Here is a 26335-nt window from a genome sequence, read left to right on the forward strand (position 1 = left end):
GCTCAGACCGCCACAGCCTTACGCACCATGTCCCAGTAGATGCCCTCTACCTCATCCACGCTCAACCGGCCTGCAGGGCGATACCAAGTGGTGACGCCGGTCAACATGGCAATCACCGCCATCGTGGCGACCCGCAGGTCTGACGAGGCAAACAGCCCCGCCGCGACGCCATCGCGCAGGATCTCCTCCAACTCATCCTCATACTGGCGGCGCAGCTCTTCCACCGCAGTGAAATTCTCCGGCGTCAGGTTGCGCAGTTCCATATAGGCGATGAACACCTCATCGGGACGCTGCAGGTGGTAGCGAATGTGGAAGCGGGTGAAATCCTCCAGCCGTTCCAGCGGGGTGCCCTGCCCCTTCCGGCTCTGCCGTTCCTGCAGCAGCGCCTCCATATGGCGGCGCATCAGGTCCAGCAGAAGGGTTTGTTTATCAGGCGTGTAATTGTAAAGCGCTCCGGCCTGCACCCCAACATCCCGCGCGATCTGGCGCATGGAAACAGCGGCGTAGCCATGTTGTGCAAACAGCCGCAGGGCCGCATCCAGGACGCGGGGGCCGGTGATATCAGAGTGGGAGCCTGCAGTTCTTGCCATAGGAGTGAGGTTATCTGAACGGATGTTCAGATCATAGGGTTATTCAAAGCAAACGCCGGTAAACTTTGGCAAACCTCCGCCACAGAGCGGAAATTTTCACCCGCGACCTTGCCAAGCGCCACTTGGCTGGGCAAGACGGTGGGGTATTGATCTGCATTTTGATTGGACTTGCCTTGTCTGCGCTGCGGCCCGCCTTTTGTTTTTTTCACCCCCTGCGCTTCGGCGTTCTGGTGCTGGTACTCAGCGCCTGCGCCGGTCCAAACCTGCCCGATCTGCCCAGCCCCGTGGCCAGCGATGCGCCCTTCCCCAAATTACAGCCGGTCCCAACCATGTTGGACAGCCCGGCAACGCCCCTAAGTGGCGATGACATTGACGCCCGCCTGCGCGCCCGCGCCGCCGCACTGCGAGCCCGAGCGGCTCAGCTACGGGCCCAAAATGGCGGCTAAATTGCAACATAGCGCCTAGGCGCCCTGCAAACGCATACCCGCCAAGGCATTTGCCGCGTTGCACAGCGGCGCAAAGCCCGATACATCGCCAAGACGAAGATCTGTCAGTTCTCAGGAGGGCCAGATGAGCCAACCCTTGCGCCTTGGTATTGCAGGGCTCGGCACCGTAGGTGTCGGCGTTGTGAAAATTGTCCGTCAACAGGCTGCCCTCTTGACCATGCGAACTGGCCGCGACGTTACGATTTCAGCGGTGTCCGCCCGATCGCGCGGCAAGGACCGCGGCGTCAACCTGGACCATTACGGCTGGGAAGATGATCCCGTCAAACTGGCCACCCGTGACGACGTCGACGTCTATGTTGAACTCATGGGCGGCGAAGACGGCCCGGCCAAAGCCTCGATCGAGGCCGCGCTGAAAGCGGGTAAAGATGTTGTGACCGCCAACAAGGCACTCCTTGCCCACCACGGCCAGGCACTGGCGGAACTGGCCGAAGCCTCGGGCGCGGTGATCCGCTATGAGGCCGCTGTCGCTGGCGGCATCCCGATCATCAAATCGCTGACCGAAGGCCTGGCCGCCAATGAAATCACCCGCGTGATGGGCGTGATGAACGGCACCTGCAACTACATCCTGACCCGGATGGAGGCCACCGGTCAGGGCTACAACGCCCTGTTCGAAGAGGCCGACAAGCTGGGCTATCTGGAAGCAGACCCAAACCTCGACGTGGGCGGCATCGATGCCGGTCACAAGCTGGCCATTCTGTCCTCACTGGCCTTTGGCACCCAGGTGGATTTCGACGGGGTTGAGCTGGAAGGAATACAGCGCGTCACCATTGAAGACATCCGTCAGGCCGCTGACATGGGCTACCGCATCAAACTGCTGGGCGTGGCCCAGATGAGCGGCCGCGGCCTGGAGCAGCGCATGTCGCCCTGTCTGGTGCCGGCACAAAGCCCGCTGGGTCAGCTGGAAGGCGGCACCAATATGTTGGTGGTTGAAGGCTCTGACGTGGGTCAGGTTGTGCTGCGCGGTGCCGGGGCTGGCGAAGGCCCGACCGCCAGCGCCGTGATGGGTGACGTGTGTGATATTGCCCGGGACATCCGCTATCCGGTTTTTGGCCAGAAGGCCGAAACCCTGAAAAGCGCGCCGCGCGCCCAATCCGCCCTGCCCGCCCCCTATTACCTGCGTCTGGGCCTGAAGGACAAACCCGGCGCAATGGCCAAAGTGGCAGCAGTGCTGGGCGAAGCGGGTGTGTCAATCGATCGGATGCGCCAGTATGGCCACGAAGATGACAGCGCCCCGGTGCTGATCGTGACCCATAAAACCACCCGCGCCGATCTGGATGCGGCGCTGGAAGGCATCGAGGCCACCGACGTGGTCACCGAAGCGCCGGTTGCCCTGCGGATTGAAGCGGTCTGACCACAGGCGGCGCGCCTTTTTGGAGCGTCGCACATTGAGTATTTTTGGATCATTGAAAGGCCGCTGTGACTGCTGAGACCCGCGCATTTCTAGGTGTCGAAACGTCGCTCAACGGGCGACGCTGGATTGGTCCGGGCATTGAAGTAGAACGTCAGGCCGAGTTCATGCGTCAGCAGACCGGCCTGCCGATGGCGGTCTGCCAGACACTGGCCCGGCGCGGTGTGCCAGCCCATGAGGCGCAGGCCTTTCTGGAGCCACAGCTGCGCGACCTGCTGCCGGATCCGCAAAAGCTGAAAGACATGGAAACCGCCGCCGCGCGGTTCCTGCAGGCGGTCAAACAGCGGCAACGCATTGCAATCTTTGCAGACTATGACGTTGATGGCGGCACCTCAGCCGCCCTGCTGATTGACTGGCTGCGGCAGATGGGACGGCAGGCGACACTCTATGTGCCGGACCGGATTGACGAAGGCTACGGCCCCAATGAGGCGGCAATGGCTTCCCTGGCGGCGGAACATGACCTGATCGTCTGTGTCGATTGCGGCACGCTCAGCCACGAGCCGATTGCAGCAGCCAAGGCGGCAGACGTGGTTGTGCTGGACCACCACCTTGGTGGCGAAACCCTGCCTGAAGCCGTTGCCGTGGTGAACCCGAACCGCCAGGACGAAGACGGTGAACTGGCCCATCTGTGCGCCGCGGGTGTTGTGTTCCTGATGCTGGTCGAGGCCAACCGGCAGATGCGCGCTGAAGGGGCTAACGGCCCGGACCTGATGGCGATGCTGGACCTTGTCGCGCTTGGCACCGTCGCCGACGTTGCCCCCCTGATCGGGGTCAACCGGGCGCTGGTACGGCAGGGGCTGAAGGTCATGGCCCGCCGCGATCGCCCTGGCATTGTAGCACTGTCAGATGTCAGCCGGATGGAACAGCCCCCCAATTCCTACGCTTTGGGCTTCATGTTAGGGCCACGCGTCAACGCCGGCGGTCGCATCGGCAAAGCAGACCTTGGCGCCCGCCTGCTGTCTTCAGACAATCCGGCTGAGGCCCGCGCGATGGCCGAACGGCTGGATGAGTTGAACACCGAACGGCGCGACATTGAAAACGCGGTGCGTGCGGCAGCGCTGGAGCAGGCCGAAGACCGCGGGCTGGAACACCCGCTGGTCTGGGCCGCAGGTGAAGGCTGGCATCCTGGCGTGGTCGGCATTGTCGCCAGCCGCTTGAAAGAAGCCACCAACCGCCCTGCGATTGTGATTGGCTTTGACGGCGACATGGGCAAAGGCTCAGGCCGGTCCGTCAGCGGGGTTGACCTTGGCGCCTCCATTCAGCGTCTTGCCAGCGAGGGCCTGCTTGTCAAAGGGGGCGGCCACAAAATGGCCGCCGGTCTGACAGTGGAGCGCGCAAAGCTTGACGCTGCAATGACGCGGCTGTCCGAGCTGCTGGCCAAACAAGGCGCGGGTGATGCCGGCCCTGCCGATCTGAAACTCGATGGCGTGTTGATGCCTGGGGCGGCGACCATCGAGTTGATTGAACAGATCGAGAAAGCGGGCCCCTTTGGCGCCTCCGCCTCTGCCCCGCGCTATGTCTTTCCCGATGTCGAAATCCGCTTCGCCAAACGGGTCGGCGAAAGCCACCTGAAGCTCAACTTCAGCGATGGGTTGGGCAAACGCATCGACGCCATCTGCTTTGGCGCCTTTGACACCGCGCTGGGTGAGAAACTGTCCAACCACCGGGGCGCGCGGTTCCACCTTGCGGGCCGATTGGAAATCAACGCCTGGGGCGGCCGCCAGCAGGTACAGCTGCGACTTGAAGATGCGGCTGAGACCAGCTGATTTTTCCGGCCGTGGGGCCAATTTTCTGCTTGCGCCCAGACTACACATTGCCTAGAAACCGCTCACCAAACGGCTTGTCCCGTTCGTCTATCGGTTAGGACGCCAGGTTTTCAACCTGGAAAGAGGGGTTCGATTCCCCTACGGGATGCCACTTTTCTTCTTTGTTTTGATAGCAGATCTGGCAGGCAACTCCTCCTAATGAATGTTTGCATGCAATTTGATTATCAGAGCAAAATGAACATCAAGTTAAGCAGGCAAATTTTTCTACAAATCAATCATTTTCCCGCTTGCACCTACGAGCATCTGACCTTAGACAGCCCCCACAGCAAGGCTGTCCCGTTCGTCTATCGGTTAGGACGCCAGGTTTTCAACCTGGAAAGAGGGGTTCGATTCCCCTACGGGATGCCACCTGCATCTTCCCGCCAAAGCTTCCAGAATCGACTGACTAGGCTCCGAACCTTGGCTTACGCATCGGTTAACGGTCTTGCGCACCACCGCTCAATCTAGCATTAACGTATTGAAAAAGTTTCCAAATATGTAAAAACTGGCGACCCGGAATTATTCGACAAAATTCCCGCACTTTCCCCTTGCACAGCCAGCTCAGTTTCCCTAAAACCCGCCCCACAGCAAGGCTGTCCCGTTCGTCTATCGGTTAGGACGCCAGGTTTTCAACCTGGAAAGAGGGGTTCGATTCCCCTACGGGATGCCACTTTTCAAGTGCCATCACAGAATACTCTTCCGCAGCTCTCTCAGCCCCGGGCCCGAGAATTGAGCACTGCTTCCCAAGAAGTGACCCTCGGTTTTGCAGGAGTGCGCCTCGTCAGCTTGGTCGCAATCCAATACTGACGAATGGGACGCGCATCACATTAAAACTTGCGCAAACGGTCTCTCTCACGCGAAGTTTCGACCCAAAAAAACCGGGGGCTTATCCCCCGGTTCTCACTTCAATCTTCCTCTTGCGGTGCGTTGGGATCGGCCTGCCCGATCCCCTTGAACACCGCTTTCAACGGAATGGCCCAGAGAACCCCCAGCCCGATGTAGATGAACAGCTCAACCAAAATGGAAGGCCTGTCCAGCCAGCCGATGATACTGATTGCGGCGATGATATAGACCGGCAACCCCACCAGCAGGATCAACAGCGACAGGCGTCGACGGGACTTATAACTCAGAGCCATGACCGTACCTCAATCTGCAAACGGGTCCGTCACCAGGATCGTGTCTTCACGCTCCGGGCTTGTTGAAAGCAGGGCGACCGGACATTCGATCAGCTCTTCAACACGTTTGACATATTTGATCGCATTGGCCGGCAGATCATTCCAAGTGCGCGCGCCCTCGGTCGACTCGGACCAACCGGCGATCTCTTCATAGATCGGGGTGCAACGCGCCTGTTGGTCGGCGGCCGTCGGCAGGTAATCCAGCTTTTCCCCATCGAGGTCATAGCCCACACAGATCTTCAGCGTTTCAAAACCGTCCAGAACATCCAGTTTGGTCAGGCAGATACCCTTGATCCCAGAGGTCGCACAGGTCTGCCGCACCAGAGCCGCATCAAACCAGCCACAACGACGTTGCCGCCCGGTGGTGGTGCCAAACTCATGTCCACGTGTGCCCAGACGCTCGCCATCGGCATCGGGATTGCCTGAAGCATCCAAGAGTTCGGTCGGGAATGGACCTTCCCCCACACGGGTGGTGTAGGCTTTTACAATGCCCAGCACATAGTCGATTGAACCAGGCCCAATACCAACACCCGTTGCCGCCTGCCCCGCAATCACATTCGAGGAGGTTACAAAGGGGTAGGTGCCGAAATCGATGTCCAAAAGCGCGCCTTGAGCCCCCTCAAACAGAATTCGTTGCCCGGCCTTGCGTTTCTCGTTCAGGACTTTCCAAACCGGGGCCGCATAGGGCAGAATTTCGGCTGCAATTTCTTTCAATTGCGCCACCAGTGCGTCGCGGTCTACAGGCTCGATCCCGAGGCCTTTCCGCAGTGGATCATGGTGCTGCAGGGCGCGGTCAACCCGAGCCTCAAGCGTTGCCTCATCGGCCAGATCCGCCACCCGAACAGCGCGACGGCCCACCTTGTCCTCATAGGCCGGGCCAATGCCGCGCCCAGTGGTCCCAATCTTGGTACCCTTCGAAGCGGCTTCTTCCCGTGCGCGATCCAACTCACCATGGATCGGCAGGATCAACGGCGTGTTCTCCGCGATCATTAGGGTTTCCGGCGAAATCTCGACGCCTTGTTCCCGCACAGTGGCGATTTCCTTGAGCAGGTGCCAGGGGTCCAGCACCACACCGTTGCCAATAACAGACAGTTTGCCGCCGCGCACAACGCCGGACGGCAGCGCATGCAATTTGTAGACTTTGCCGTCGATGACGAGCGTATGGCCTGCATTGTGACCACCTTGGAAACGCGCGATGACGTCGGCACGTTCCGACAGCCAATCCACGATTTTGCCTTTCCCCTCATCGCCCCATTGGGCGCCGACGACGACGACATTTGCCATTGCTGGACCTCTTTGATGTTTGGATCAAACCCGCGCCCGTATATCGACCCATAGAAAGCGAGGGAACCGAAATTTCGTCGCGCAAGACGTAATTCGGCTGGTTTCAGCAATATCTCCTGAAAATTTGGCCTCCTTCTTCAAACTCTGCGCTCTAACGTCCGCAAAAATCCGACTCAGTGCCAGTGAGTGTAGGCGGCAATACCTTAACAATTCGCAAACACTCGGAGCCTTTATGTAACGGCAAGTAATTAGGACATTCTTCAGACTTCGGCGCTAGCTCTTAAAACCATAGTACGAATCGAGGAACGGCATGCCCGAGGTGGCAGTGTGGCGGCTGATCTAGACAGTTAGCGGAAAACTTGAGATATCTTGGAGGTGCGAAATGACCCAAAGAGAGGCGCAGAAATGGGTTTTCTTCTCAGGTGGTTAATGGCGTTTTTCCTGTTGGTGGCGACCTTTAACCCAACACCCTGGAACTATTCTGTCTGGGCCTGGAACAACTTGGCCACAGAAACCCCATTGGCAGTTTTTCTGGGACTGCTGCTCTGCGTTGGCTACATCATATTCTTACGAGCAACCCTCCGGTCGATCGGTGGGATTGGGATGTTGCTGGTTCTTTCTATCTTTCTGGCGTTGATATGGGTCCTGACAGACTATGGTTTGCTGCACCTGGACAATCAGGCCAACAACACATGGATTGGACTGATCGCCCTTTCTTTGGTGCTTGGGATCGGCCTGAGCTGGAGCCACGTGAGGCGGGCGCTCAGTGGGCAATCGGATGTTGATGACGTTGAAGATTGACACCTCTTTGGGCAAGTTTAGATCTGATAAAGACGCTCCTTTTCACGGCGCTTTGATGCGCGCAACCAAGGCCAAAACAACGGGTCAGCGCGTTTGTTCAGCAACACTGCAAAACAATGCAGCGGAGAATCTCTTGTAGGGTTGGGATTTCAAACCCAAGCAACCGCTTCGGGGTTGCACCACAGCGCGAGAGACCTTAAGTAGCCGCATCGAACTTATCCGAAGGCTGCCTCATGGAAAACGTCGTCCTCATCGTCCATCTTCTTCTCGCCCTCGCCCTGATTGGCGTGGTGCTGATGCAACGCTCTGAAGGTGGTGGTCTTGGCATGGGCGGCGGCGGCGGTGGCGGCGCCATGTCGGGGCGCTCTGCAGCGACGGCTCTTGGAAAAGTGACCTGGATTTTGGCAATCGCCTTCATCATCACATCGATTGCACTGACGATCATCGCGGCGGACAAATCCTCGGATGGATCGGTTCTGGATCGCGTTGGCGCAGGCAGCGCAACCAGCGAATCGGATGCGGCCGAAACCCCGGCCGGCGCCGATCTCTTGCCCCCCTCCGCGGGAGATGACGCACCTTTGGTGCCGCGCGCCGACTAAACCTACCCTTATGCGCAGGACAAAGACCGCATCAGCATCTTGCGGTCTTCTTGCCAAATATTCGCGAATCTAGTATTCCTCGAGTCCCGTGATGCTACGGTTGTGCGCAACCGTATGGGCTTGGGTTGTGGCGTGTGAAATCGCCGAACGGACTGCACGGGAGTTGCCAAATATGGCTCGTTTCATTTTTATCACCGGTGGTGTTGTGTCATCCTTGGGCAAAGGTCTGGCGTCGGCGGCGCTTGGCTCCTTGCTGCAGGCGCGCGGCTACTCGGTTCGCCTGCGTAAACTGGATCCGTATCTGAACGTCGATCCGGGCACGATGAGCCCGTTTGAACATGGCGAAGTTTTCATCACCGATGACGGTGCGGAGACCGATCTGGACCTGGGGCATTATGAACGCTTTACCGGCGTTCCTGCCCGCATGACCGACTCGGTCAGCTCGGGCCGGATTTATTCCAACGTATTAGAACGTGAGCGACGCGGCGATTATCTGGGCAAAACCATCCAGGTCGTGCCGCATGTCACAAATGAAATCAAAGACTTCATCTCAATTGGCGAAGATGAAGTGGACTTTATGCTCTGTGAAATCGGCGGCACTGTTGGCGACATCGAAGGCCTGCCCTTCTTCGAGGCGATCCGCCAGTTCACCCATGATAAACCACGTGGCGAGTGCATTTTTATGCACCTGACGCTGCTGCCCTATCTGGCGGCCTCGGGCGAATTGAAAACCAAACCGACCCAGCACTCGGTGAAGGAATTGCAGTCGATCGGCATCGCGCCCGATATTCTGGTCTGCCGTTCTGAACAACCTATCCCGGAAAAAGAGCGCGAGAAGATCGCGCTGTTCTGCAACGTCCGTAAGGAATCCGTTGTGGCCGCTTATGATCTGAAATCGATCTATGAAGCGCCGCTGGCCTATCACCGCGAAGGTCTGGATCAGGCAGTGCTGGATGCCTTCGGCATCGCACCGGCTCCGCGCCCCGACTTGTCCAAATGGGACGATGTGGTTGACCGCACCCACAACACAGACGGCGAAGTGAAAATCGCCATCGTTGGTAAATATGTTCAGCTGGAAGACGCCTATAAATCGGTGAAAGAAGCGCTGACCCATGGCGGCATGGCCAACCGGGTGAAGGTCAAGGTCGAATGGGTTGATTCGGAGGTCTTCGACAAAGAAGACGCCGCGCCCTACCTCGAAGGGTTCCACGCGATCCTGGTACCGGGCGGCTTTGGCGAGCGCGGCACCGAAGGCAAAATCAAAGCAGCGCAATTTGCCCGGGAGCGCAAAGTGCCCTATCTGGGCATCTGCTTGGGCATGCAAATGGCCGTCATTGAGGCCGCGCGCAATGCCGCGGGCATCACCACTGCGGGCTCTGAAGAATTTGACCATGAATCGGGTGAAAAACGTTTTGAACCCGTGGTTTATCACTTGAAAGAGTGGGTGCAGGGCAACGCCAAAGTGACCCGCAAAGAGACCGACGACAAGGGCGGCACCATGCGTCTGGGGGGCTACAATGCAGCGCTGGCGGAAGGCTCGAAAGTGGCGCAGGTTTACGGCGCCACAACTATCGAAGAACGTCACCGCCATCGCTATGAGGTAGACATCAAATACCGCGAACAGTTGGAGGCCTGCGGCCTGCAGTTCTCTGGCATGTCGCCAGACGGGCGCCTGCCAGAGATTGTCGAGTGGAAAGATCATCCTTGGTTTATCGGCGTGCAGTTCCACCCCGAGCTGAAGTCGAAGCCCTTTGATCCGCATCCGCTGTTCAAAGACTTTGTCCGCGCCGCGGTAGAGACCTCGCGTTTGGTCTGAATTCTTCTGATACCGTTTTTGAAAGACGCCCCTCTTAGGGCGTCTTTTTTGTTTCAGGTCAGTGGCTTGCGGGCAAACTTGTCGAAGACCTGTGCCGCCCTACCCTTGCATTATGAGGTTTGTTCTTTCAGTCTTTGTGCTCTGCGGTTTCGCCGGTGCCGCGGTCGCCTGTGGGGCCCCGGTCTGCCAGGTGCCACAGGAACATTTGACTTTCGGCCGTGTCATCACCTTTGACAATTTACCCAGTTCTCCTGGTGTGGGTCGCGAAGTTAACGGAATTTTAACCCAGCCCGGTGCAAGCTTTGGAGAGAGATTCGCAGGTCAGAAGCTTTTGGCGGCAGGAATGTTTGACCATGTGGACGGAGCGGCCCTTGGGCCTTTGACAGTGCTTGCGGGCGAACAAGGGCATTCTTTGGGGGTTATGCGGTTGAGCAGCACGTCCGTCTTGCAGGGCTATGGGCCACGTGGGTTTCCGAACGTCGACGCTATTGGGGAAGGCGCGATTGCAATTGTTTTTGACCGGGACCAGTCCGCCATCGGGCTGGACATTCGCGGTGGCGAGGCTGGGGCCGCACAGGTGGCTTTCCTACGTCGAGATGGGTCAGAGATCGTCAGGCTCCTTGTGCAGCCCCTGGCGGAAGAGAGCTATGGCTTCCGCCGATCCGGCAGAAAAGCCGACATCGCAGGCGTGTTGATCCTCAACACCGATCCGCAGGGCATCGCAGTGGACAATGTCCGATTTGACGGATTGGATCTACTGGGGTGAGCTACCACCTTGGCCCGAACACCGGTTTTGACCCGTCTTGACCTCTGCCTCATCAAACCGCAGGGTCGCTGCTACAATCCGGGAGAGACAAATGACCAAAGCCTATTGGGTGGCACATGTGGATGTACGGGATCCGCAGGCCTATGAGAAATACCGCGATGCCAATGCTGCGCCTTTTGCCAAATACGGTGCGAAGTTCATCGTTCGAGGTGGAGCACAGGACCAGATGGAAGGCAGCAGCAAATCCCGCACGGTTGTCATCGAGTTCAAAGACTATGAGACAGCCAAGGCCTGCTACGAATCGCCTGAATACCAGGCCGCCAAGGCCTTGCGCGATCCGGTGTCCTCTGGCGATCTGGTCATCGTGCAGGGCTACGACGGCTGAGCAGCCAGCATTTTTGGTTAAATTTCAAAGGCGGTGCCCCCGAGGGTACCGCCCTTTTTGACACGGTCAAAACGTCGGCGCAGTTTATCTTTGCGCGATTGCCAAATCCGTGGCCTAATCAATCTATGTTCAGCAATCTGCTCAATACCCTTCTGGGTCAGCAGACCCGGACGGAGCCCCCCGGGCCAGAGCCTGACGCGGCCCATGCGTTGGGGGCGCTTTTGGTCCGTGTGGCACAGACCGATTGCGCCGATGCGCTGCGTGATTTTCACCGTGAACTGGACCGTATCGAACAGTTGCTGCTGCAGCTGCATGACCTTGATGCCGGGGATGCTGCCGAGATGCGGCAAGCCTGCGAGGCAATGGAACGGGCGGCGCCGGAAACCGAAATCTTTACCGAAATGATCCGGCAATGGGTCGATTTTGAAGAACGTCTCAACCTTCTAGAAGCACTTTGGCAACAGGAATTGGCGCAAGATCTGCGTGATGAGGCGCGGATCAACCGGGTGCAAAGCGCGCTGGGGCTGTCGGATGCTGACGGGTTGGTGGCGCGGGCACAGGCCCTGGAACAAGTTTAGCCCGTAGACCAGCCAAAACATGCTGATCACAGACGCCCCCCTTTGCACCAGACCGAACTGAGACTTATATCCCTCTTATGTTTGCAGATTTCCTGAAACGGCTGACCCAGCCGCGCCCCGCCCCGCTGACCGACAGTGACGCCCGTCTGGCTTTGGCTGCGCTTCTGGTCCGTGTTGCCAGGGCAGATCACGACTATGCCCCGGAAGAAAAGGCGCGGATCGACCGTATTCTGATGGCCCGGTATGCCTTGGCCGAAACAGACGCGGCTGCCCTGCGCGCGGAGGCAGAAACATTGGAATCAGAGGCGCCGGACACGGTGCGATTCACCAAATCGATCAAAGAGGCTGTGGCCTATGAGGACCGTCTGGGTGTGATTGAAGCGCTCTGGTCGGTGGTGCTGGCCGATGGCGCACGCGACGATCATGAGGACGCGCTGCTGCGCATGGTTGCGAACCTTCTTGGGATAAACGACCGGGACAGTGCCCTTGCCCGACAGCGAGTCGCCAAACCGACCTGACAGATTGACGAACTCACCAGCAAAAACTGATCAAATCGCCGAAGGGACGGCGGGGCATTCTTGCCTTTCCGCCGTCATTTTGCGACTGACATCTCGTCAGATTGGGCGATTCCTTTGCGAAACCGTCGTTTTGCAAGTTGCGCTGGCCAAGAATTTGGTCCCTATTGTCTGGCCTAAACGGGGATAAAAGTCAGGGGCACCCTTGTCCGAACAGGATCCAGTCATCGAAATTCGCGGCCTGCATAAGGCCTATGGCGACCTTGAAGTGATCAAGGGCGTCGATATCACTGCACGTCGTGGCGATGTGGTTTCGCTTATCGGGTCCTCGGGCTCGGGCAAATCAACCATTCTGCGCTGCGCCAACCTGCTGGAAGACAGCCAGCAGGGCGACATCCTGTTCAAGGGCGAACCTGTCACCTGGAAGGGCGCTGGCCTGCACCGTCATCCGGGCGATCCGAAACAGGTGCTGCGCATCCGGACCAACCTGTCGATGGTGTTCCAGCAGTTTAACCTCTGGGCGCATATGACCATCCTGCAAAACGTCATGGAGGCGCCGGTGACGGTGCTGGGCCGTGACAAGGCAGAGGTGGAAGAGGCCGCACGGCGCTATCTCGAAAAAGTCGGCATCGGCGACAAATGCGACGTTTATCCGGCGCAGCTGTCGGGCGGCCAGCAACAGCGGGCGGCGATTGCGCGGGCGCTGTGTATGGAACCCGAAGCCTTGCTTTTTGATGAACCGACCTCGGCCCTGGATCCGGAGCTGGAGCAGGAGGTGATCAAGGTGATCAAGGACCTCGCTGCTGAAGGCCGCACCATGCTGATCGTAACCCATGACATGAAGATGGCGTCGGGTATTTCCAGCCATGTCGTGTTCCTGCATCAGGGTTTGATCGAGGAACAGGGCGCGCCGGAACAGCTGTTTGGCCAGCCCAAAAGCGAACGTCTGAAACAGTTTCTGTCGGCCACCGTCCACGCCTAAGGGGCGGGGCTGACCCAACCGCAAGACCATAACAACCTTAATAACCAACGGGAGAGAACAATGAAAAACCTGATCCTCACCACCGCTGCTCTGGCACTGACTGCCGGCGTTGCTGCTGCTGACACTGTGCGTCTGGGCACCGAGGGCGCCTACCCTCCGTACAACTTCCTGAACGACGCCGGTGAAGTAGACGGCTTTGAGCGTGAGCTGGGCGACGAGCTGTGCAAACGCGCTGAGCTGACCTGTGAGTGGGTCACCAACGACTGGGATTCGATCATCCCCAACCTGACCTCGGGCAACTACGACGCCATCATCGCTGGCATGTCGATCACGGCTGAGCGTGCAGAAATCGTTGACTTCACCCAGGGCTACACCCAGCCGTCGCCGTCGGCCTATGCTGCGGTTGCTGAAGGTGTTGACGTAGACTCGGCCGTTGTTTCGGCACAGTCCTCGACCATTCAGGCGGCCCACGTTGCTTCGACCGGCGCGACCCTGGTTGAGTTCCCGACCCCGGACGAAACCGTTGCGGCTGTTAAGTCGGGCGAAGTTGACGCCGTTCTGTCGGACAAAGATTACCTGAACCCGATCGTTGCCGAAGGCGGCCTGGTGTTCATCGGTGACGTCTACCTGGGTGGCGGCATCGGCATGGCGTTCCGCAAGTCGGATGCAGACCTGCGTGGCAAGTTCGACGCAGCCATCGCTTCGATGAAAGCAGACGGCTCGCTGAACGCGCTGCTCGACAAATGGGAGATCGAGGGCAAGTTCTAAGCCCCCGTTCTGACATGATTTGAGAGAGGGGTTCGCCCCTCTCTCACCCCCTCCCCCCTTTTTCCACGGCCTCGATGGGGCCGCGCCAGCAAAAGAGGCCCGCCATTTTCTCCTATTGCGCTGATCCCGCCACACTGGAAACTTTCCAGTGGTTGAGCTGCTACCTGACCACAGGCAAGCATATGGGCTTCTACGTGTCCTTCGGGACCGTTTTGTTGCTGCTCGCTGTGACCGCACCGGTCGCGCTGAGCTTTGGTTTTTTCGGAGCGATGGCCGCCCGTGCCCGCTTCCTGCCGGCCCGTTGGATGGGTAAAGGCTATATCGCCATTGTGCGCGGTGTGCCCGATATCGCCTTCTTCCTGTTCTTTGTGATCGCACTGGACCAGGGCATTGAATGGCTGCTGCATCAGGCGCGTTGCCCCGAATGGGATGAGCCGATCCGCCGTGGCACCGATTTTGTGGTCTGTGACATCGCCAAGATGCCGCTGAATTCCTCGCCGCAGTGGATCCATGAAATCTACGGTTTCAGCCTTGCGGTGCTGACCTTTGCGATCGTTTTTGGCGCCTTTGCCGCCAACGTCATCTTCGGTGCCATGAACGCTGTGCCACGGGCGCAGATGGAAACGGCCGAAGCCTATGGCATGACCCATCGCCAAGCCTTCTGGCGCATTCTGGTGCCGCAGATGTGGCTCTATGCGCTGCCCGGCCTGTCGAACCTGTGGATGATCCTGATCAAGGCCAGCCCGCTACTGTTCCTGCTGGGGGTTGAGGACATGGTCTATTGGGCGCGTGAACTGGGGGCCAGCAAGCAGGCCCGCTTCACGGATTACCCGCATGGTGACTGGCGGATGTGGTACTTCCTTGGGCTGCTGATCTTCTACCTCGCCTTTACCAAAGTCTCCGAAGTTGTTCTGGAGAGGATTACCAAGAAACTGTCCCACGGTCAGGCGACTGTCGGCGGCGAAGCGCAAAGGAAAGCGGCATGAGCTGTTGGCAAACTGTTCAGGACTACGCATTCCGTTCGCTCGGCTATGGCGAACGGCGTCTGCCGGTGACGGATATCACCCTGTGTGACCAATTCACGCTGATTGGATCCGGTCTGATCTGGAACGTCTATTTTGGGGTGATCGCGGTGATCTTTGGCTTCTTCTTTGCCAATGCCATTGCGCTGTCCAAAAACTCGGGCAACCGCGTGCTGAACCTATTCGCCCGCTGGTTCATCCTTATCTTCCGGGGCTCGCCGCTGTTTATCCAGTTTTTCTTTGCCTATTTCTTCTTCCTGCAGCTCAAAAGCTGGTCGCCGATCTTTGACCCGCTTTCGGCCGCATGGCTGGGCGCGCTGATCGTATTGTTCCTCAACACCTCGGCCTATGCCGGTGAAATCTTTTATGGTGCGCTGCGGGCGATCCCCAAAGGCGACATGGAAGCGGCGGATGCCTATGGGTTTTCGGGCTGGAAGAAGTACCGCAAGATCACCTTCCCGACCATGCTGCGCCTCGCCTGGCCCAGCTACACGAACGAGGCGATCTTCCTGTTTCATGCCACCACGCTGGTGTTCCTGTCCGGTTTCCCGACATGGCGACAGCAAGGGGACTCGCTCTACTATGCGAAATATCTGGCGGATAAGACCTTCAACCCATTTGTGCCTTACCCAATCCTTGCCTTCTATTTCATCCTGCTGACGCTGGTGATTGTGGGCATCTTTGGTCTGGCAAACAAATACCTGAACCGTCACCTACCCAAGGCCAGCCGCCGTAAAATTCGCTTGCGTCCTAATCTGATCCGATAGTAAGAAGAATTTGATCAAATTATGAGGGTGCGCGTTTCTGGGCCTTTCGAGGCAGGAAACCAGCTACAACCCCATCTGCGGCGGCGCCATCTTGGCGCGGCCGGGTTTGATCGGATGTATGAGGACCAAGGGCATGGTCCGGACGGAGAGATCAGGGCCGAGCGCCCGACCGTCACGGGCCGCCCGGCAACGGCTGAGTGACGGCAATGATCAAAGACTGGTTTGCAGACAATCCCGAGGTGCGTTCGATCCGCGTTGCAGCGGCGGACCTCAATGGTGTGCCCCGCGGCAAACGCATCCCCGCCTGGAACGCTGGTAAGGTTGACAAGGGTGAGACCCGTTTCCCCTTCTCGGTGCTGAACCTCGACATCTGGGGCGCGGATATTGAGAACTCGCCCCTCGTGTTTGAAAGCGGCGACAAGGACGGGTTCCTGCGCCCCACCGGACGTGGCCCGCTGCCGATGCCCTGGCTCGACACCCCCGCCGCGCTGGTGCCGGTTTGGATGTTTGACGAAAACGGTACCCCCTTCGACGGCGATCCACGTCAGGCGCTGAACTCAGTCTTGGCGCGTTACAAGGCCCGCGGCCTGTCCCCCGTGGCGGCGGTAGAGCTGGAGTTCTTTCTGGTTGATGACAGCGGTGAGGTGTTGCGGATGCCGGCTCTGCCCAGCTCTGGCAAGCGACGGACGGCGCCCGATATCCTGTCGCTGGCCACATTGGATGCCTTTGACGGGTTCTTCAGTGACCTCTACGCCGCCTGTGAGGCGATGGATATCCCCGCCGACGCCGCAATTTCCGAAGGTGGCGAGGGCCAGTTTGAGATCAACCTGATGCATGGCGACGCCCTGAAGGCCGCCGATGATGCCTGGCTGTTCAAGATGCTGGTCAAAGGGCTGGCGCGCAAACACGGGTTTGCCGCCTCCTTCATGGCGAAACCCTATCCGGAGGAAGCCGGAAACGGGCTGCACACCCATTTCTCGGTCATGGATGCGGACGGCAACAACGTCTTTGACAATGGCACGGACGAAGGCAGCGAGACGCTTCGCCACGCGATTGCGGGCTGTATGCGGGCGATGGCGGACAGCACTTTGGTCTTTGCCCCCCATTTTAACAGCTATGAACGGATGGTGCCGGGCGCCCATGCCCCGACCTCGATCTGCTGGGCCTATGAAAACCGCACTGCTGCGATCCGCGTTCCATCCGGCCCGCCTGCCGCGCGGCGGATCGAACACCGTGTCGCTGGCGGTGACGTGAACCCCTATCTGATGCTGGCAGCCATTCTGGGCGCAGCATTGACGGGGATCGAGGACCAACTGGCCCCGCCCGCTGCGATTGAAGGCAATTCCTACGATCAAGAGCTGCCCCAGATCCTCAGCGACTGGCAGACAGCGATCGACACCTTTGCCAGCAGCGAGCATGTGGCGCGGATCTTCCCTGCCGCAATGATCCAGAACTACACGCTGACAAAACGTCAGGAACTGCGCGAAATGGCGGATATGCCAGCGGACGCGCGGGTGGAGAGTTACCTCGAAATGGTCTGAGGGGGCGGCTGCTGGCCGTCCCCTGCTCCTCTTGTCGGGGGGCGCGATGCCCCCTACCCTTCAGACCAAAGACACCTGGTGACTTATGAAAATCGGAATCCTGCAAACCGGCCACATGCCGGAGGAAATGAAAGACGACATGGGCGATTATGCCCAGATGTTCGCACGGCTGCTGCAAGGCCACGGCTTTGACTACGTGGATTACTATGTGGTGGACGGAAAATTCCCAGCTTCGGTGGAGGAGGCCGATGGCTGGCTGATCACTGGCTCCAAACACGGCGTCTACGAAGACCACCCCTGGATCCCGCCGCTGGAGGCGCTGATCCGCGACATCCGCGATGCAGGTAAACCGCTGATCGGCGTTTGCTTTGGCCATCAAATCATCGCGCAGGCTCTGGGCGGCAAGGTTGAGAAATTCGCAGGCGGTTGGGTCGCAGGCCCCACCACCTATGACGTTCAGGGGCGGGAAATGACCCTGAACGCCTGGCATCAGGATCAGGTGCTGACCCTGCCCGAAGGGGCCGAGGTCATCGCCAGCAACGATTTCTGCGAAAATGCTGGTCTGGTCATTGGCGACACGATCCTGACCATTCAACCTCACCCCGAGTTTACGGCAGAGTTCATCAGCGGCCTGATCAAATATCGCGCCCCGGGTCTGTTGCCCGATCAGATGATCGCGGATGTGAACCGCGATATGGATAAACCCTTGGACGATCAGGGGTTTGCCAGCATGATGGCCGCGTTCTTTGCGCAAGCGGACGCCAAAAAAGGAAATGCAGCATGAGTGCCGATAAGACCTCTTATATGAACGAATGGCTGCGCAACCTGCCCGAAGCCGCGCAGACCTATCTGGAAGGCCACCGTCTGGACGAGGTGGAATGCGTGATCGCGGACCTGCCCGGCATCGCCCGTGGCAAGGCGGTCCCCGCCAAGAAGTTTGCCAAGCAGGACAGCTTCTTCCTGCCCGACTCGATCTTCTACCAGACCATCACCGGCGACTGGGGCGAAGCGGCCGGTGAAGATGGTTTTGTCGAACGGGACATGGTGCTGAAACCAGATATGGACACCGCCTCGGCCGCGCCCTGGACGGCAGACTGGACGCTGCAGGTGATCCATGACGCCTTCAATCTGGACGACACGCCGGTGCCGTTTTCACCGCGTAACGTGCTGAAACGGGTTGTCGAAATGTATCGCGCCAAAGGCTGGGAGCCGGTGATCGCGCCCGAAATGGAGTTTTTCCTGGTGGCGCGCAACGTCGATCCCGCCAAGAAGATCGAACCGATGATGGGCCGTTCGGGCCGCCCAGCTGCGGCACGTCAGGCCTATTCGATGACGGCGGTGGACGAGTTTGGGCCGGTGATCGACGACATCTATGACTTTGCCGAAGCGCAGGGTTTCGAGATCGATGGCATCACCCAGGAAGGCGGCGCGGGCCAGCTGGAGATCAACCTGCGCCATGGCGATCCGGTGAAACTGGCCGATGAGGTGTTCTACTTCAAACGGCTGATCCGCGAGGCGGCGCTGCGGCACGACTGCTTTGCCACCTTCATGGCCAAACCCATCGCGAATGAGCCGGGCAGCGCCATGCACATCCACCATTCGATCCTGGACATCGAAAGCGGCAAGAACATCTTCACCGCCGACGACAACAGCGAAACGGATGCGTTCTACCACTTCATCGCCGGTCTGCAGAACCACCTGCCCTCGGCCACTGCGGTGCTGGCACCCTATGTGAACAGCTACCGCCGCTATGTGCGGGACCATGCCGCCCCGATCAATCTGGCCTGGGCACGCGACAACCGCACCACCGGCATCCGCATCCCGATCTCGGGGCCTGCGGCGCGGCGGGTGGAAAACCGGCTGGCGGGTATGGATTGTAACCCCTACCTCGGCATCGCGGCCTCACTGGCCTGTGGCTATCTGGGCCTGATGGAACAGAAAATGCCCTCGGACGCCTATAAGGGCGACGCCTATGAGGAAGAGACCGATCTGCCCCGCGTGATGGGCGAGGCTTTGGATCTGTTTGATGAGGCTGAGGCGCTACATGAGGTGCTGCACCCCGAATTTGCCCGCGTCTATTCCATCGTGAAACGCGCCGAATACGAGGAGTTCCTGCAGGTCATTAGCCCCTGGGAACGTGAACACCTGTTGCTGAACGTGTGATCCAGCCCCGGGGCGCAGCCTAGCGCTAAGCGGGAGGGGCGCTGCCCCTCCAACCCCGGGATATTTGAACCAAGAAGACATGGAGGCAGGCAGATGCAACTGCTTTATGCCAACGATTCCAAGGGCCAATACCCCGACAGCTGGTACGCGGCCACCGCCGATTTCCTGCCCGAGTTTCCGGCGCTCGACGCCAAAATCAACGCAGACGTCTGTGTGGTCGGGGCGGGGTACACCGGCCTCAGCACCGCGCTGCATCTGGCGGAGGCGGGGTTTGATGTGGTTGTGCTGGACGCACAGCGCATCGGCTTTGGCGCCTCGGGGCGAAACGGGGGGCAGCTGGGATCGGGCCAGCGGCAGGATCAGGATAAGCTGGAGCAAATGGTGGGCAAGGCCGACGCCCGCAAGCTGTGGGACATGGGAGAAGAGGCCAAGGATCTGGTGAAGGCGCTGGTCGCGAAACATCAGATCGATTGCTATCTGAAGCCCGGCATTGCCTGGACCGGTTTTGCCACCTCTGAAACCACCGAGCTGCATGCCTATGTAGAGAAGATGCAGCGCGACTATGGCTACGATCAGATCCGGCCTTTGTCTCCTGAAGAGACCCAAGAGATCTGCCCCTCCCCTGCCTATCACGGCGGCTTGTTGGACTTGGGCGCGGGGCATCTGCATCCGCTGCGCTATGTCCTGGGGCTGGCCCGCGCGGCGCAGGCGGCGGGGGTGCGGTTCTTTGAACGCTCCCACGTCAAGAAGGTCAAGGAAGGCAGCAAGCCGGAAGTGCACACGGAGCGCGGCATGGTGCGCTGTGACCACGTGGTGCTGGCGGGCAACGGCTATCTGGAAGGGGTGAACCGCAAAGTCGCCTCTAAGGTCATGCCGATCAACAACTTTGTCGCCGCAACCGAACCCTTGGGCGCGCGCACCAAAGAGGTTTTGACGCAGGATATTGCGGTCTGTGACAGCAAGTTTGTGGTCAATTATTTTCGCCTGTCCCACGATGGCCGGCTGCTGTTTGGCGGCGGCGAAAGCTATGGTTACCGGTTCCCAACCGACATTGCCGCCAAGGTGCGCAAGCCCATGCTGGAAATCTTCCCGCAGCTGCGCGATGTGAAAATTGACTACGCCTGGGGCGGCACCCTGGGAATCACGGTGAAACGACTGCCGTTTGTGGCGCGGGTGGGCCAAAACGTGCTGTCGTCCTCGGGCTATTCGGGCCACGGCGTTGGCACTGCCACCCATTGCGGGCAATTGATGGCGAAGGCCATCGAAGGCGACGCCTCGGGCTTTGACACAATGGCGGCGCTGCCCGCTCTGCCTTTCCCCGGTGGCCCCGCGCTGCGATCGCCAATGCTGGTGTTGGCGATGAGTTGGTTTGCCATGCGAGACCGGCTGGGGATCTGATCAAATGCAGGGTTTCCGGCAGCTGTCGTGAACATTTCATTTTGCAAATGGAATGTGATGTTTTAGATTTTCCGAAGAGAGACTTCAGGAAAGCCGAAAACAGATGACACTGCCCCCCAACGTCTATGACGCAGAAGCCATCCCAGAAAGCGCCCGAGCAGAGATTGAGCGCTTGTTGAGCTCGGGGGATCTGTTTCGTTACACCGCCGGTCAGGATGCACCGGTGTCCAAGCTGGAACGGGAGTTTGCCGATACCATGGGGGCGAAATATGCGCTAGCAGTGTCCAGCTGCTCTGCCGCCTTGTTTCTGTCGCTGAAAGCACTGGGATTGAAGCCCGGCGCGCGGGTGCTCATCCCGGCCTTCACCTTTGCGGCGGTGCCGTCGTCGATTGTGCATGCGGATTGCGTGCCGGTGCTTTCCGAGGTGGGAGAAAACTACCGCATCGACATGGAAGATTTCGCAGCCAAACTGGAGCAGGACATCGACGCGGTGATGATTTCGCATATGCGCGGACATACCTCGGATATGGACCGGATTATGGAGTTGGCCGCGGTCAAAGGCCTGCCGGTGATTGAGGATGCGGCACATTCGCTTGGCACCAAATGGCACGGGCAAAACATTGGCACAATTGGCAAAATTGGTTGCTTCTCGTTCCAGAGCTACAAGCTCCTGAACTCTGGCGAAGGTGGCATTCTGATCACCGATGATGCAGATCTGCTGGCGCAGGCGACAATTATGTCCGGCGCCTATGAGCACAATTGGAAGGCCCATCTGGCCCGCACGCCTGAAGATGAGGCGGCGCTGAAAATGGCCTTTGATCACTGGCAAAACAAGCTGCCGCTTTACAATCTGCGGCTTGGAAATATCTCCGCTGCAATTGTGCGCGCCCAGTTGGCTGAAATCCCCCGGCGGGTCACTGATGGACGACGCAACCACGACTATCTGGCTGATAAGCTTGAGGTTTCGCCGTGGATCACGGTGCCGGAGAAACTGGGCCCCGAAGAACGTGCTCCGGATTCCATCCAGTTTAATCTGGTGGGCATGGCCGAAGAAGAGGTTCGCGCCTTTCAGGACGCCTCCGCCGCGCGCGGTGTGAAAGTGCAGGTCTTTGGGCTGTCGACCGACAATGCCCGCGCCTTTTGGAACTGGGAGTTTTTGGGCAAGGCCCCCAGCCTGCCCAAGACCCGCGAGATGCTGATGAAGGCCTGCGATGCGCGGCTGCCTGCGCGGTTGACCCTGCCGGAGATCGACTTCATCGCCGACGCGCTAATCAAAGCTGCGCAGGATGTCATGGGCAACCATCGGGCCTTTGGTACCTGATTCTATTGCAGGTTTTTGAAACGGGCGAGGCGTTCACCGATTATTAACCGGGGACGCCCTAGTCTTTGCCCATGCCGCAAAACGCCCGAATCTTCACAGCACTTTCAAGACATCCGCCATAAAGGGGTAGACCCCTTTCGCGGGGTCAACCACCTGTTCCTGCAGGATCGGCTTCAACTGCGCGGCAACTTGCTCTGGCATGTCCTGTAGGCTGTCGCGCCGCGCCAACAGGGAAATCCGTCGTGAAAGCGGTTCAAACGGCAACTCGAACACATCTAGCTGTGCGGCAAATCGTTTTGCCCGCATCAAGGCCAGCGGTGTCAGAATGGTCCATCCCGTCCCCTGTGCCACCAGGGCCAGGATGGCGTGATAGCTGTCCAATTCAAACCGATGCGCCAGCCGAAGGTTCTGCCGCGCCAAGTGGGCCGCCAGGATCCGGCCCATATGATGGCGTGTGGTGTAATGCACCAAGGGCTGCGCTTGAAGCTGCGGCAAAAGGGGCCGCTGGCTGTCAAACATGCCTCTGGGCGCTGCCACAACAAACACGTCGTCCATCAACGGATGGACTTCCATCCAATCTGCCTCTGCCCCCATTTCCGCAGCCACGATCACGTCCAAAGCCCGCGCTTCCAATTGATCATAAAGCGTGTGACTGGCACCGGTTTCCAGAAGGAACTGACAATGCTCTAGCCCCTCCGCCATCTGCGCCAACAGACGTGGGGTCACATCGGCCTCAAAATCCTCGATCATGCCCAGTCGGAAACGGGTAAGGGCCGCCATATCCCCCATCGCCAGTTCCGATCGGGCCATCGCGGCCTCATTCAGGATGGCACTGGCCCGCCTGCGGAACACCTCCCCTGCCGGTGTCAGGGTGACGGGGCGGGTGTTGCGCAACAACAAGGTTGTGCCAAGGGCGCTTTCAAGATTGGTGAGTTGCTGGCTCACCGCAGAAGCGCTTGCCCCCAACCGACGCGCGGCGGCCGAGATTGAACCTTCTTCTGCGGTGGCCACAAAAACCTCGACACCCCAGAGCGTTAGGCGTCCGGGACTGTCGACCATGGGTTATTTACCCAATTTGCTGAGCTTGTCCTGAAGATCAGCAAGCTGTTGTTTGATGGCATCCAGATCTTCGCCCTCTTCGGCGGGTTTGGCCTCCTCCTTCGCAGGCCCGCTCCAGCCGCCAGCAAGGCCCTGGGTCATCGCCTTCATGAAGGCCTCTTGCTGCGCCTGCAACATCTCAAACCCAGGCATCTGCCCCATCGGGCTGGCCTTGGTCATGTTTTCCATCATGGCGGATTGACCGTCGCGCAGCATCTCAAAGGAAGCCTGCAGGAACTGCGGCACCATGGATTCCGCCTGGTTGGTATAGGTCCGCACCAGATCCGTCAGCACATTCACCGGCAGGATATTTTCGCCACGGCTTTCATGTTCGGCAATGATTTGAAGGAGATACTGACGGGTCAGATCATCACCTGACTTCAGATCCACGATCTGAACTTCACGCCCGTCGCGGATGAACCCGGCAATATCTTCCAGCGTCACGTAATCGCTGGTCTCCGTATTATAGAGACGCCGGCTGGCGTATCGCTTGATCAAGAGCGGCTTGTTGTCTTCTGCCACGTGGTCCTCCCCAAAATGCAGCACTGCAACAAAATCCTATGCGAGCGCAGAATAAAAAGAAAGAGCGGGCTTCAAGGAAACCCGCTCTGGACACATCTGGGAGGGAGGAGCGATGTGCCCCGTCTGTCATTCAGGGACAGATTACTTCGCTGCGGCCTTTTTGGCGGCGGCGGTGGCGTCTTTGGCGGCTTTCTGAACGGCGGCCGAAGCCTCTTCGCTCATGTCTTTGCCGGCGGCCATCATCAGCTCAACAGTTTCGGACTGCAGCTTTTTGGCAATCTCGGCAAAAGCGGCCATGTTTTCCGCGGCAGTTTCGGCCTGTGCCGACGCGAAATCGCCCAGAGCCTTGGCATAGTCCGCCGGCTCATCTTTTACTTTGGCAACATCAGCCATTTTGCCCAGGGTGTCTTTGGTCCACTTGGACGACAGTTCCGAAGACTTTTCGGCAGCGCCCAGTGCAGCGGCGGTCAGCTTTTCGTTCAGCGACGCCTGGGTTTTGAATGCGTCTTCAACGGCCTTGGTGTCTACCGGGAAAGCACCCATCATGTCTTTCATGATCGCAGTAAAATCTTGCGCTTTGGTCATAATTCCAAATCCTTTGCCTCAACCGGGACCACCCCGGTGCTACATGTCTTGCAAAGAATATGAATGCTGCAATGCAGAAAATCAATCAAAAATGCTGCATCGCAGAAAAAATCTTGAAAACGTCGAAAGTTCAGACACTTGCCTTCACGGTGACATAGCTGCCCGGGGCCGCCTCCAGGGCCGGATAGGACGAATCACCCGGCTGCCGTGCCGGCACCATCTTGCCGGACCGCTTCTTCAGCCAGGCCTCCCAGCGTGGCCACCAGCTGCCTTCATGAAATTTCGATTGCGACATCCAGTCGTCGGCCTCTAGCCCCAGATCGTCATTGGTGAAGTGACCATATTTCTTCTTGCTTGGCGGATTCACGATGCCCGCAATGTGGCCGGATTGGCTGACAATGAAGGTCTTGTTCTTGGCGCCGGTTTGCTGGAAACCGCGATAACAGTCCTTCCATCGGGCGATGTGATCGGTCTCACAGGTGATCGACATCAGCGGCACGTCTACGTCCCGCACATGCAGGGTTTCGCCAAGGATCTTATAGCCGCGGGTGACAAAATCGTTCCGCTGGCACAGCGCGCGCAGGTATTGCATCACCATTTTGCCCGGCAGGTTCGAGCCATCGCCGTTCCAGTACAGCAGATCAAAAGCGGGCGGCGCTTCGCCCATCATGTAGCTTTTGATCGCCGGGCCATAGATCAGATCGTTTGAGCGCAGAAAGCTCATGGTCCGCCCCATGATAAAACTGCGCAGAATGCCCTGCGCCTGCACTTCGGCCTCAATCCCATCGACGAAATCATTCTGCAGGAACGGCGTAAATTCACCCTGTTCGTCAAAATCTGTCAGTGCGGTGAAAAAAGTGGCGGATTTGATTGATTTATCACCACGTTTCTTAAGCAATGCTAGGGTCAGATGCAGCGTGGTGCCGGCAATACAATAACCCACCGCGTTCACCTGTTTCTCACCGGTGATCTCTTTGACGACCCGAAGCGCTTCCAAGTAGCCCTGCTCGATATAGTCCTCCATCCCGAAATCCTTGTCTTCGGGGCGGGGATTGAACCAGCTGACAACAAACAAGGTGTAGCCCTGATCGGTGATCCATTTGATCAGGCTGTTCTGCTCTTTCAGGTCCAACACATAGAATTTGTTAATCCAGGGCGGGAAGATGAGCAGCGGCGTTGCGTGCACCTGTTCGGTGGTCGGCGTGTATTGGATCAGCTCCAACACATGATTTCGAAACACAACTTGGCCCTGCGTGGTGGCGACATTTCGCCCCAGTTCAAAGGCGCTGTCATCTGCTAGCCGTACCAGCATCTCGCCGTTGTTGGCTTCCAGATCGGCCACAAGGTTTTCCAAACCTTTCACAAGGCTGGCGCCCTCAGTCTCAACAGCACGTTCCAGCGCATCCGGATTGGTGCCCAAAAAGTTGGTGGGCGACATCATGTCGATGATCTGCTGGGCGAAGTAATCCAGCCGCGTGCGGTCCGTCTGGGACAGGCCTTCGACATTTGAAACGGCTTGGCGCATGGCCGCTGCATTCATCATATACTGTTGTTTTACATAATTAAAATAGGGATGCGTTTGCCACAGGGGGTTGGAAAAACGACGATCTGTTGGGGTGTGATCTTGGGGCGCTTCCAGCTTGCCCTTGGCCAGCGCCTGACTGGCCTCCAGGTAGTGTTTGACCGAATTGCCCCAGAACTCCAGCTGGTTTTCAAACAGTTTCGCCGGGTCCTGCATCATCGATGACCAGTAAGAGGTAGCGGCCTGCACAAAGACATCCTGATCCGGTCCATTGAGCTGTGCGTTGGCCGGATTGCGTTTCGAAAGCGCCGTCATGAAGCGTTGCGAGAGATCCTCGACCTTGGCCAAATTGGCCTCCAGCGCCGCGAGGTCCTCGCCCTTCATGTCCTCTTTTGTTGTCATATTAACGATTCCCCCT

27 protein-coding genes and 3 tRNA genes are annotated in these 26335 nt (G+C 58.6%); 22 read left to right on the forward strand and 8 right to left on the reverse strand.

What is annotated here, in order from left to right; translation table 11 throughout:
• Positions 1 to 2: 2 nt before the first annotated feature.
• Together SIC14_RS20130 and SIC14_RS20135 are read right to left on the reverse strand one after the other, a co-directional pair.
• Positions 3 to 590 carry a TetR/AcrR family transcriptional regulator gene (locus SIC14_RS20130; RefSeq protein WP_412563688.1) on the reverse strand — a complete coding sequence of 196 codons (588 nt, stop codon included), beginning with the start codon at positions 588 to 590 and terminating at the stop codon, positions 3 to 5.
• 26 nt (positions 591 to 616) lie between these two features.
• The gene (locus SIC14_RS20135; protein WP_412563689.1) at positions 617 to 799 is read right to left on the reverse strand and encodes a hypothetical protein; all 183 of its coding nucleotides are present in this window, start codon (positions 797 to 799) and stop codon (positions 617 to 619) included.
• A gap of 21 nt (positions 800 to 820) precedes the next feature.
• Here SIC14_RS20135 and SIC14_RS20140 point away from each other — a divergent pair, with 21 nt between their 5' ends.
• The 6 genes from SIC14_RS20140 to SIC14_RS20165 all read left to right on the forward strand — a co-directional run bounded on the left by SIC14_RS20140 (position 821) and on the right by SIC14_RS20165 (position 4979).
• Positions 821 to 1036, forward strand: coding sequence for a hypothetical protein (locus SIC14_RS20140; protein ID WP_412563690.1), 216 nt, complete (start codon positions 821 to 823; stop codon positions 1034 to 1036).
• Between the two features lie 124 nt (positions 1037 to 1160).
• Positions 1161 to 2447 (forward strand): homoserine dehydrogenase, encoded by a 1287-nt coding sequence (locus SIC14_RS20145; protein ID WP_412563691.1) that lies wholly within the window; start codon positions 1161 to 1163, stop codon positions 2445 to 2447.
• A gap of 65 nt (positions 2448 to 2512) precedes the next feature.
• Entirely contained in the window at positions 2513 to 4270 is a 1758-nt protein-coding gene (gene recJ, locus SIC14_RS20150; protein ID WP_412563692.1) for a single-stranded-DNA-specific exonuclease RecJ, read from the forward strand.
• Positions 4271 to 4346: 76 nt separating this feature from the next.
• Positions 4347 to 4421: transfer RNA gene (locus tag SIC14_RS20155), tRNA-Glu, on the forward strand.
• Between the two features lie 182 nt (positions 4422 to 4603).
• A tRNA-Glu gene (locus SIC14_RS20160) sits at positions 4604 to 4678 on the forward strand.
• Between the two features lie 226 nt (positions 4679 to 4904).
• Positions 4905 to 4979, forward strand: a tRNA-Glu gene (locus SIC14_RS20165).
• Positions 4980 to 5214: 235 nt separating this feature from the next.
• On the opposite strand, the gene SIC14_RS20170 is transcribed toward SIC14_RS20165, so the two are convergent.
• The gene (locus SIC14_RS20170; RefSeq protein ID WP_412563693.1) at positions 5215 to 5445 is read right to left on the reverse strand and encodes a DUF2842 domain-containing protein; all 231 of its coding nucleotides are present in this window, start codon (positions 5443 to 5445) and stop codon (positions 5215 to 5217) included.
• 9 nt (positions 5446 to 5454) lie between these two features.
• On the reverse strand, positions 5455 to 6768 hold the full coding sequence (locus SIC14_RS20175; RefSeq protein ID WP_412563694.1) for an adenylosuccinate synthase: 1314 nt from the start codon (positions 6766 to 6768) through the stop codon (positions 5455 to 5457).
• Between the two features lie 405 nt (positions 6769 to 7173).
• Here SIC14_RS20175 and SIC14_RS20180 point away from each other — a divergent pair, with 405 nt between their 5' ends.
• The 16 genes from SIC14_RS20180 (at position 7174) to SIC14_RS20255 (ending at position 22190) form a co-directional block, all read left to right on the forward strand.
• Positions 7174 to 7569, forward strand: a complete 396-nt coding sequence (locus SIC14_RS20180) for a DUF6524 family protein (protein WP_412563695.1) — start codon at positions 7174 to 7176, stop codon at positions 7567 to 7569.
• 233 nt (positions 7570 to 7802) lie between these two features.
• Entirely contained in the window at positions 7803 to 8168 is a 366-nt protein-coding gene (secG, locus tag SIC14_RS20185; RefSeq protein WP_412563696.1) for a preprotein translocase subunit SecG, read from the forward strand.
• Positions 8169 to 8340: 172 nt separating this feature from the next.
• On the forward strand, positions 8341 to 9984 hold the full coding sequence (locus tag SIC14_RS20190) for a CTP synthase (RefSeq protein ID WP_412563697.1): 1644 nt from the start codon (positions 8341 to 8343) through the stop codon (positions 9982 to 9984).
• A gap of 343 nt (positions 9985 to 10327) precedes the next feature.
• The gene (locus tag SIC14_RS20195) at positions 10328 to 10750 is read left to right on the forward strand and encodes a hypothetical protein (protein WP_412563698.1); all 423 of its coding nucleotides are present in this window, start codon (positions 10328 to 10330) and stop codon (positions 10748 to 10750) included.
• 91 nt (positions 10751 to 10841) lie between these two features.
• Positions 10842 to 11135, forward strand: a complete 294-nt coding sequence (locus SIC14_RS20200) for a DUF1330 domain-containing protein (protein WP_412563699.1) — start codon at positions 10842 to 10844, stop codon at positions 11133 to 11135.
• A gap of 125 nt (positions 11136 to 11260) precedes the next feature.
• A complete protein-coding gene (locus SIC14_RS20205; protein WP_412563700.1) occupies positions 11261 to 11713 on the forward strand; it encodes a TerB family tellurite resistance protein in 453 nt (150 codons plus the stop codon).
• A gap of 77 nt (positions 11714 to 11790) precedes the next feature.
• A complete protein-coding gene (locus tag SIC14_RS20210; protein ID WP_412563701.1) occupies positions 11791 to 12231 on the forward strand; it encodes a TerB family tellurite resistance protein in 441 nt (146 codons plus the stop codon).
• Between the two features lie 202 nt (positions 12232 to 12433).
• Positions 12434 to 13210 carry an ABC transporter ATP-binding protein gene (locus SIC14_RS20215; protein ID WP_412563702.1) on the forward strand — a complete coding sequence of 259 codons (777 nt, stop codon included), beginning with the start codon at positions 12434 to 12436 and terminating at the stop codon, positions 13208 to 13210.
• A gap of 60 nt (positions 13211 to 13270) precedes the next feature.
• Positions 13271 to 13978 carry a transporter substrate-binding domain-containing protein gene (locus tag SIC14_RS20220; protein ID WP_412563703.1) on the forward strand — a complete coding sequence of 236 codons (708 nt, stop codon included), beginning with the start codon at positions 13271 to 13273 and terminating at the stop codon, positions 13976 to 13978.
• Positions 13979 to 14082: 104 nt separating this feature from the next.
• Entirely contained in the window at positions 14083 to 14964 is an 882-nt protein-coding gene (locus SIC14_RS20225; RefSeq protein WP_412565905.1) for an ABC transporter permease, read from the forward strand.
• The gene (locus tag SIC14_RS20230) at positions 14961 to 15767 is read left to right on the forward strand and encodes an ABC transporter permease (RefSeq protein WP_412563704.1); all 807 of its coding nucleotides are present in this window, start codon (positions 14961 to 14963) and stop codon (positions 15765 to 15767) included. The genes SIC14_RS20225 and SIC14_RS20230 overlap by 4 nt, the downstream gene beginning before the upstream one ends.
• Before the next feature lie 209 nt (positions 15768 to 15976).
• Positions 15977 to 17308: a glutamine synthetase family protein gene (locus tag SIC14_RS20235; protein ID WP_412565906.1), complete on the forward strand. Its 1332-nt coding sequence runs from the start codon at positions 15977 to 15979 to the stop codon at positions 17306 to 17308.
• Between the two features lie 85 nt (positions 17309 to 17393).
• Positions 17394 to 18092: a type 1 glutamine amidotransferase gene (locus tag SIC14_RS20240; protein WP_412563705.1), complete on the forward strand. Its 699-nt coding sequence runs from the start codon at positions 17394 to 17396 to the stop codon at positions 18090 to 18092.
• Between the two features lie 20 nt (positions 18093 to 18112).
• Positions 18113 to 19471 carry a glutamine synthetase family protein gene (locus SIC14_RS20245; protein ID WP_412565907.1) on the forward strand — a complete coding sequence of 453 codons (1359 nt, stop codon included), beginning with the start codon at positions 18113 to 18115 and terminating at the stop codon, positions 19469 to 19471.
• A 93-nt stretch (positions 19472 to 19564) separates the two neighbouring features.
• Positions 19565 to 20869: an NAD(P)/FAD-dependent oxidoreductase gene (locus tag SIC14_RS20250; RefSeq protein WP_412563706.1), complete on the forward strand. Its 1305-nt coding sequence runs from the start codon at positions 19565 to 19567 to the stop codon at positions 20867 to 20869.
• Positions 20870 to 20972: 103 nt separating this feature from the next.
• Entirely contained in the window at positions 20973 to 22190 is a 1218-nt protein-coding gene (locus tag SIC14_RS20255) for a DegT/DnrJ/EryC1/StrS family aminotransferase (protein WP_412563707.1), read from the forward strand.
• A 93-nt stretch (positions 22191 to 22283) separates the two neighbouring features.
• Here the strand turns inward: SIC14_RS20255 and SIC14_RS20260 are convergent, their stop codons facing one another.
• The 4 genes from SIC14_RS20260 to SIC14_RS20275 all read right to left on the reverse strand — a co-directional run bounded on the left by SIC14_RS20260 (position 22284) and on the right by SIC14_RS20275 (position 26319).
• A complete protein-coding gene (locus SIC14_RS20260; protein WP_412563708.1) occupies positions 22284 to 23249 on the reverse strand; it encodes a LysR family transcriptional regulator in 966 nt (321 codons plus the stop codon).
• Positions 23250 to 23252: 3 nt separating this feature from the next.
• Positions 23253 to 23810, reverse strand: a complete 558-nt coding sequence (gene phaR / locus SIC14_RS20265; RefSeq protein ID WP_412563709.1) for a polyhydroxyalkanoate synthesis repressor PhaR — start codon at positions 23808 to 23810, stop codon at positions 23253 to 23255.
• Positions 23811 to 23951: 141 nt separating this feature from the next.
• Positions 23952 to 24395 carry a phasin family protein gene (locus tag SIC14_RS20270; RefSeq protein WP_412563710.1) on the reverse strand — a complete coding sequence of 148 codons (444 nt, stop codon included), beginning with the start codon at positions 24393 to 24395 and terminating at the stop codon, positions 23952 to 23954.
• 130 nt (positions 24396 to 24525) lie between these two features.
• Positions 24526 to 26319 (reverse strand): PHA/PHB synthase family protein, encoded by a 1794-nt coding sequence (locus tag SIC14_RS20275; RefSeq protein ID WP_412563711.1) that lies wholly within the window; start codon positions 26317 to 26319, stop codon positions 24526 to 24528.
• Positions 26320 to 26335 lie beyond the last annotated feature (16 nt).

It is taken from the genome of Thalassobius sp. MITS945101 (genome assembly GCF_047123305.1).
Lineage (GTDB): Bacteria > Pseudomonadota > Alphaproteobacteria > Rhodobacterales > Rhodobacteraceae > Thalassobius.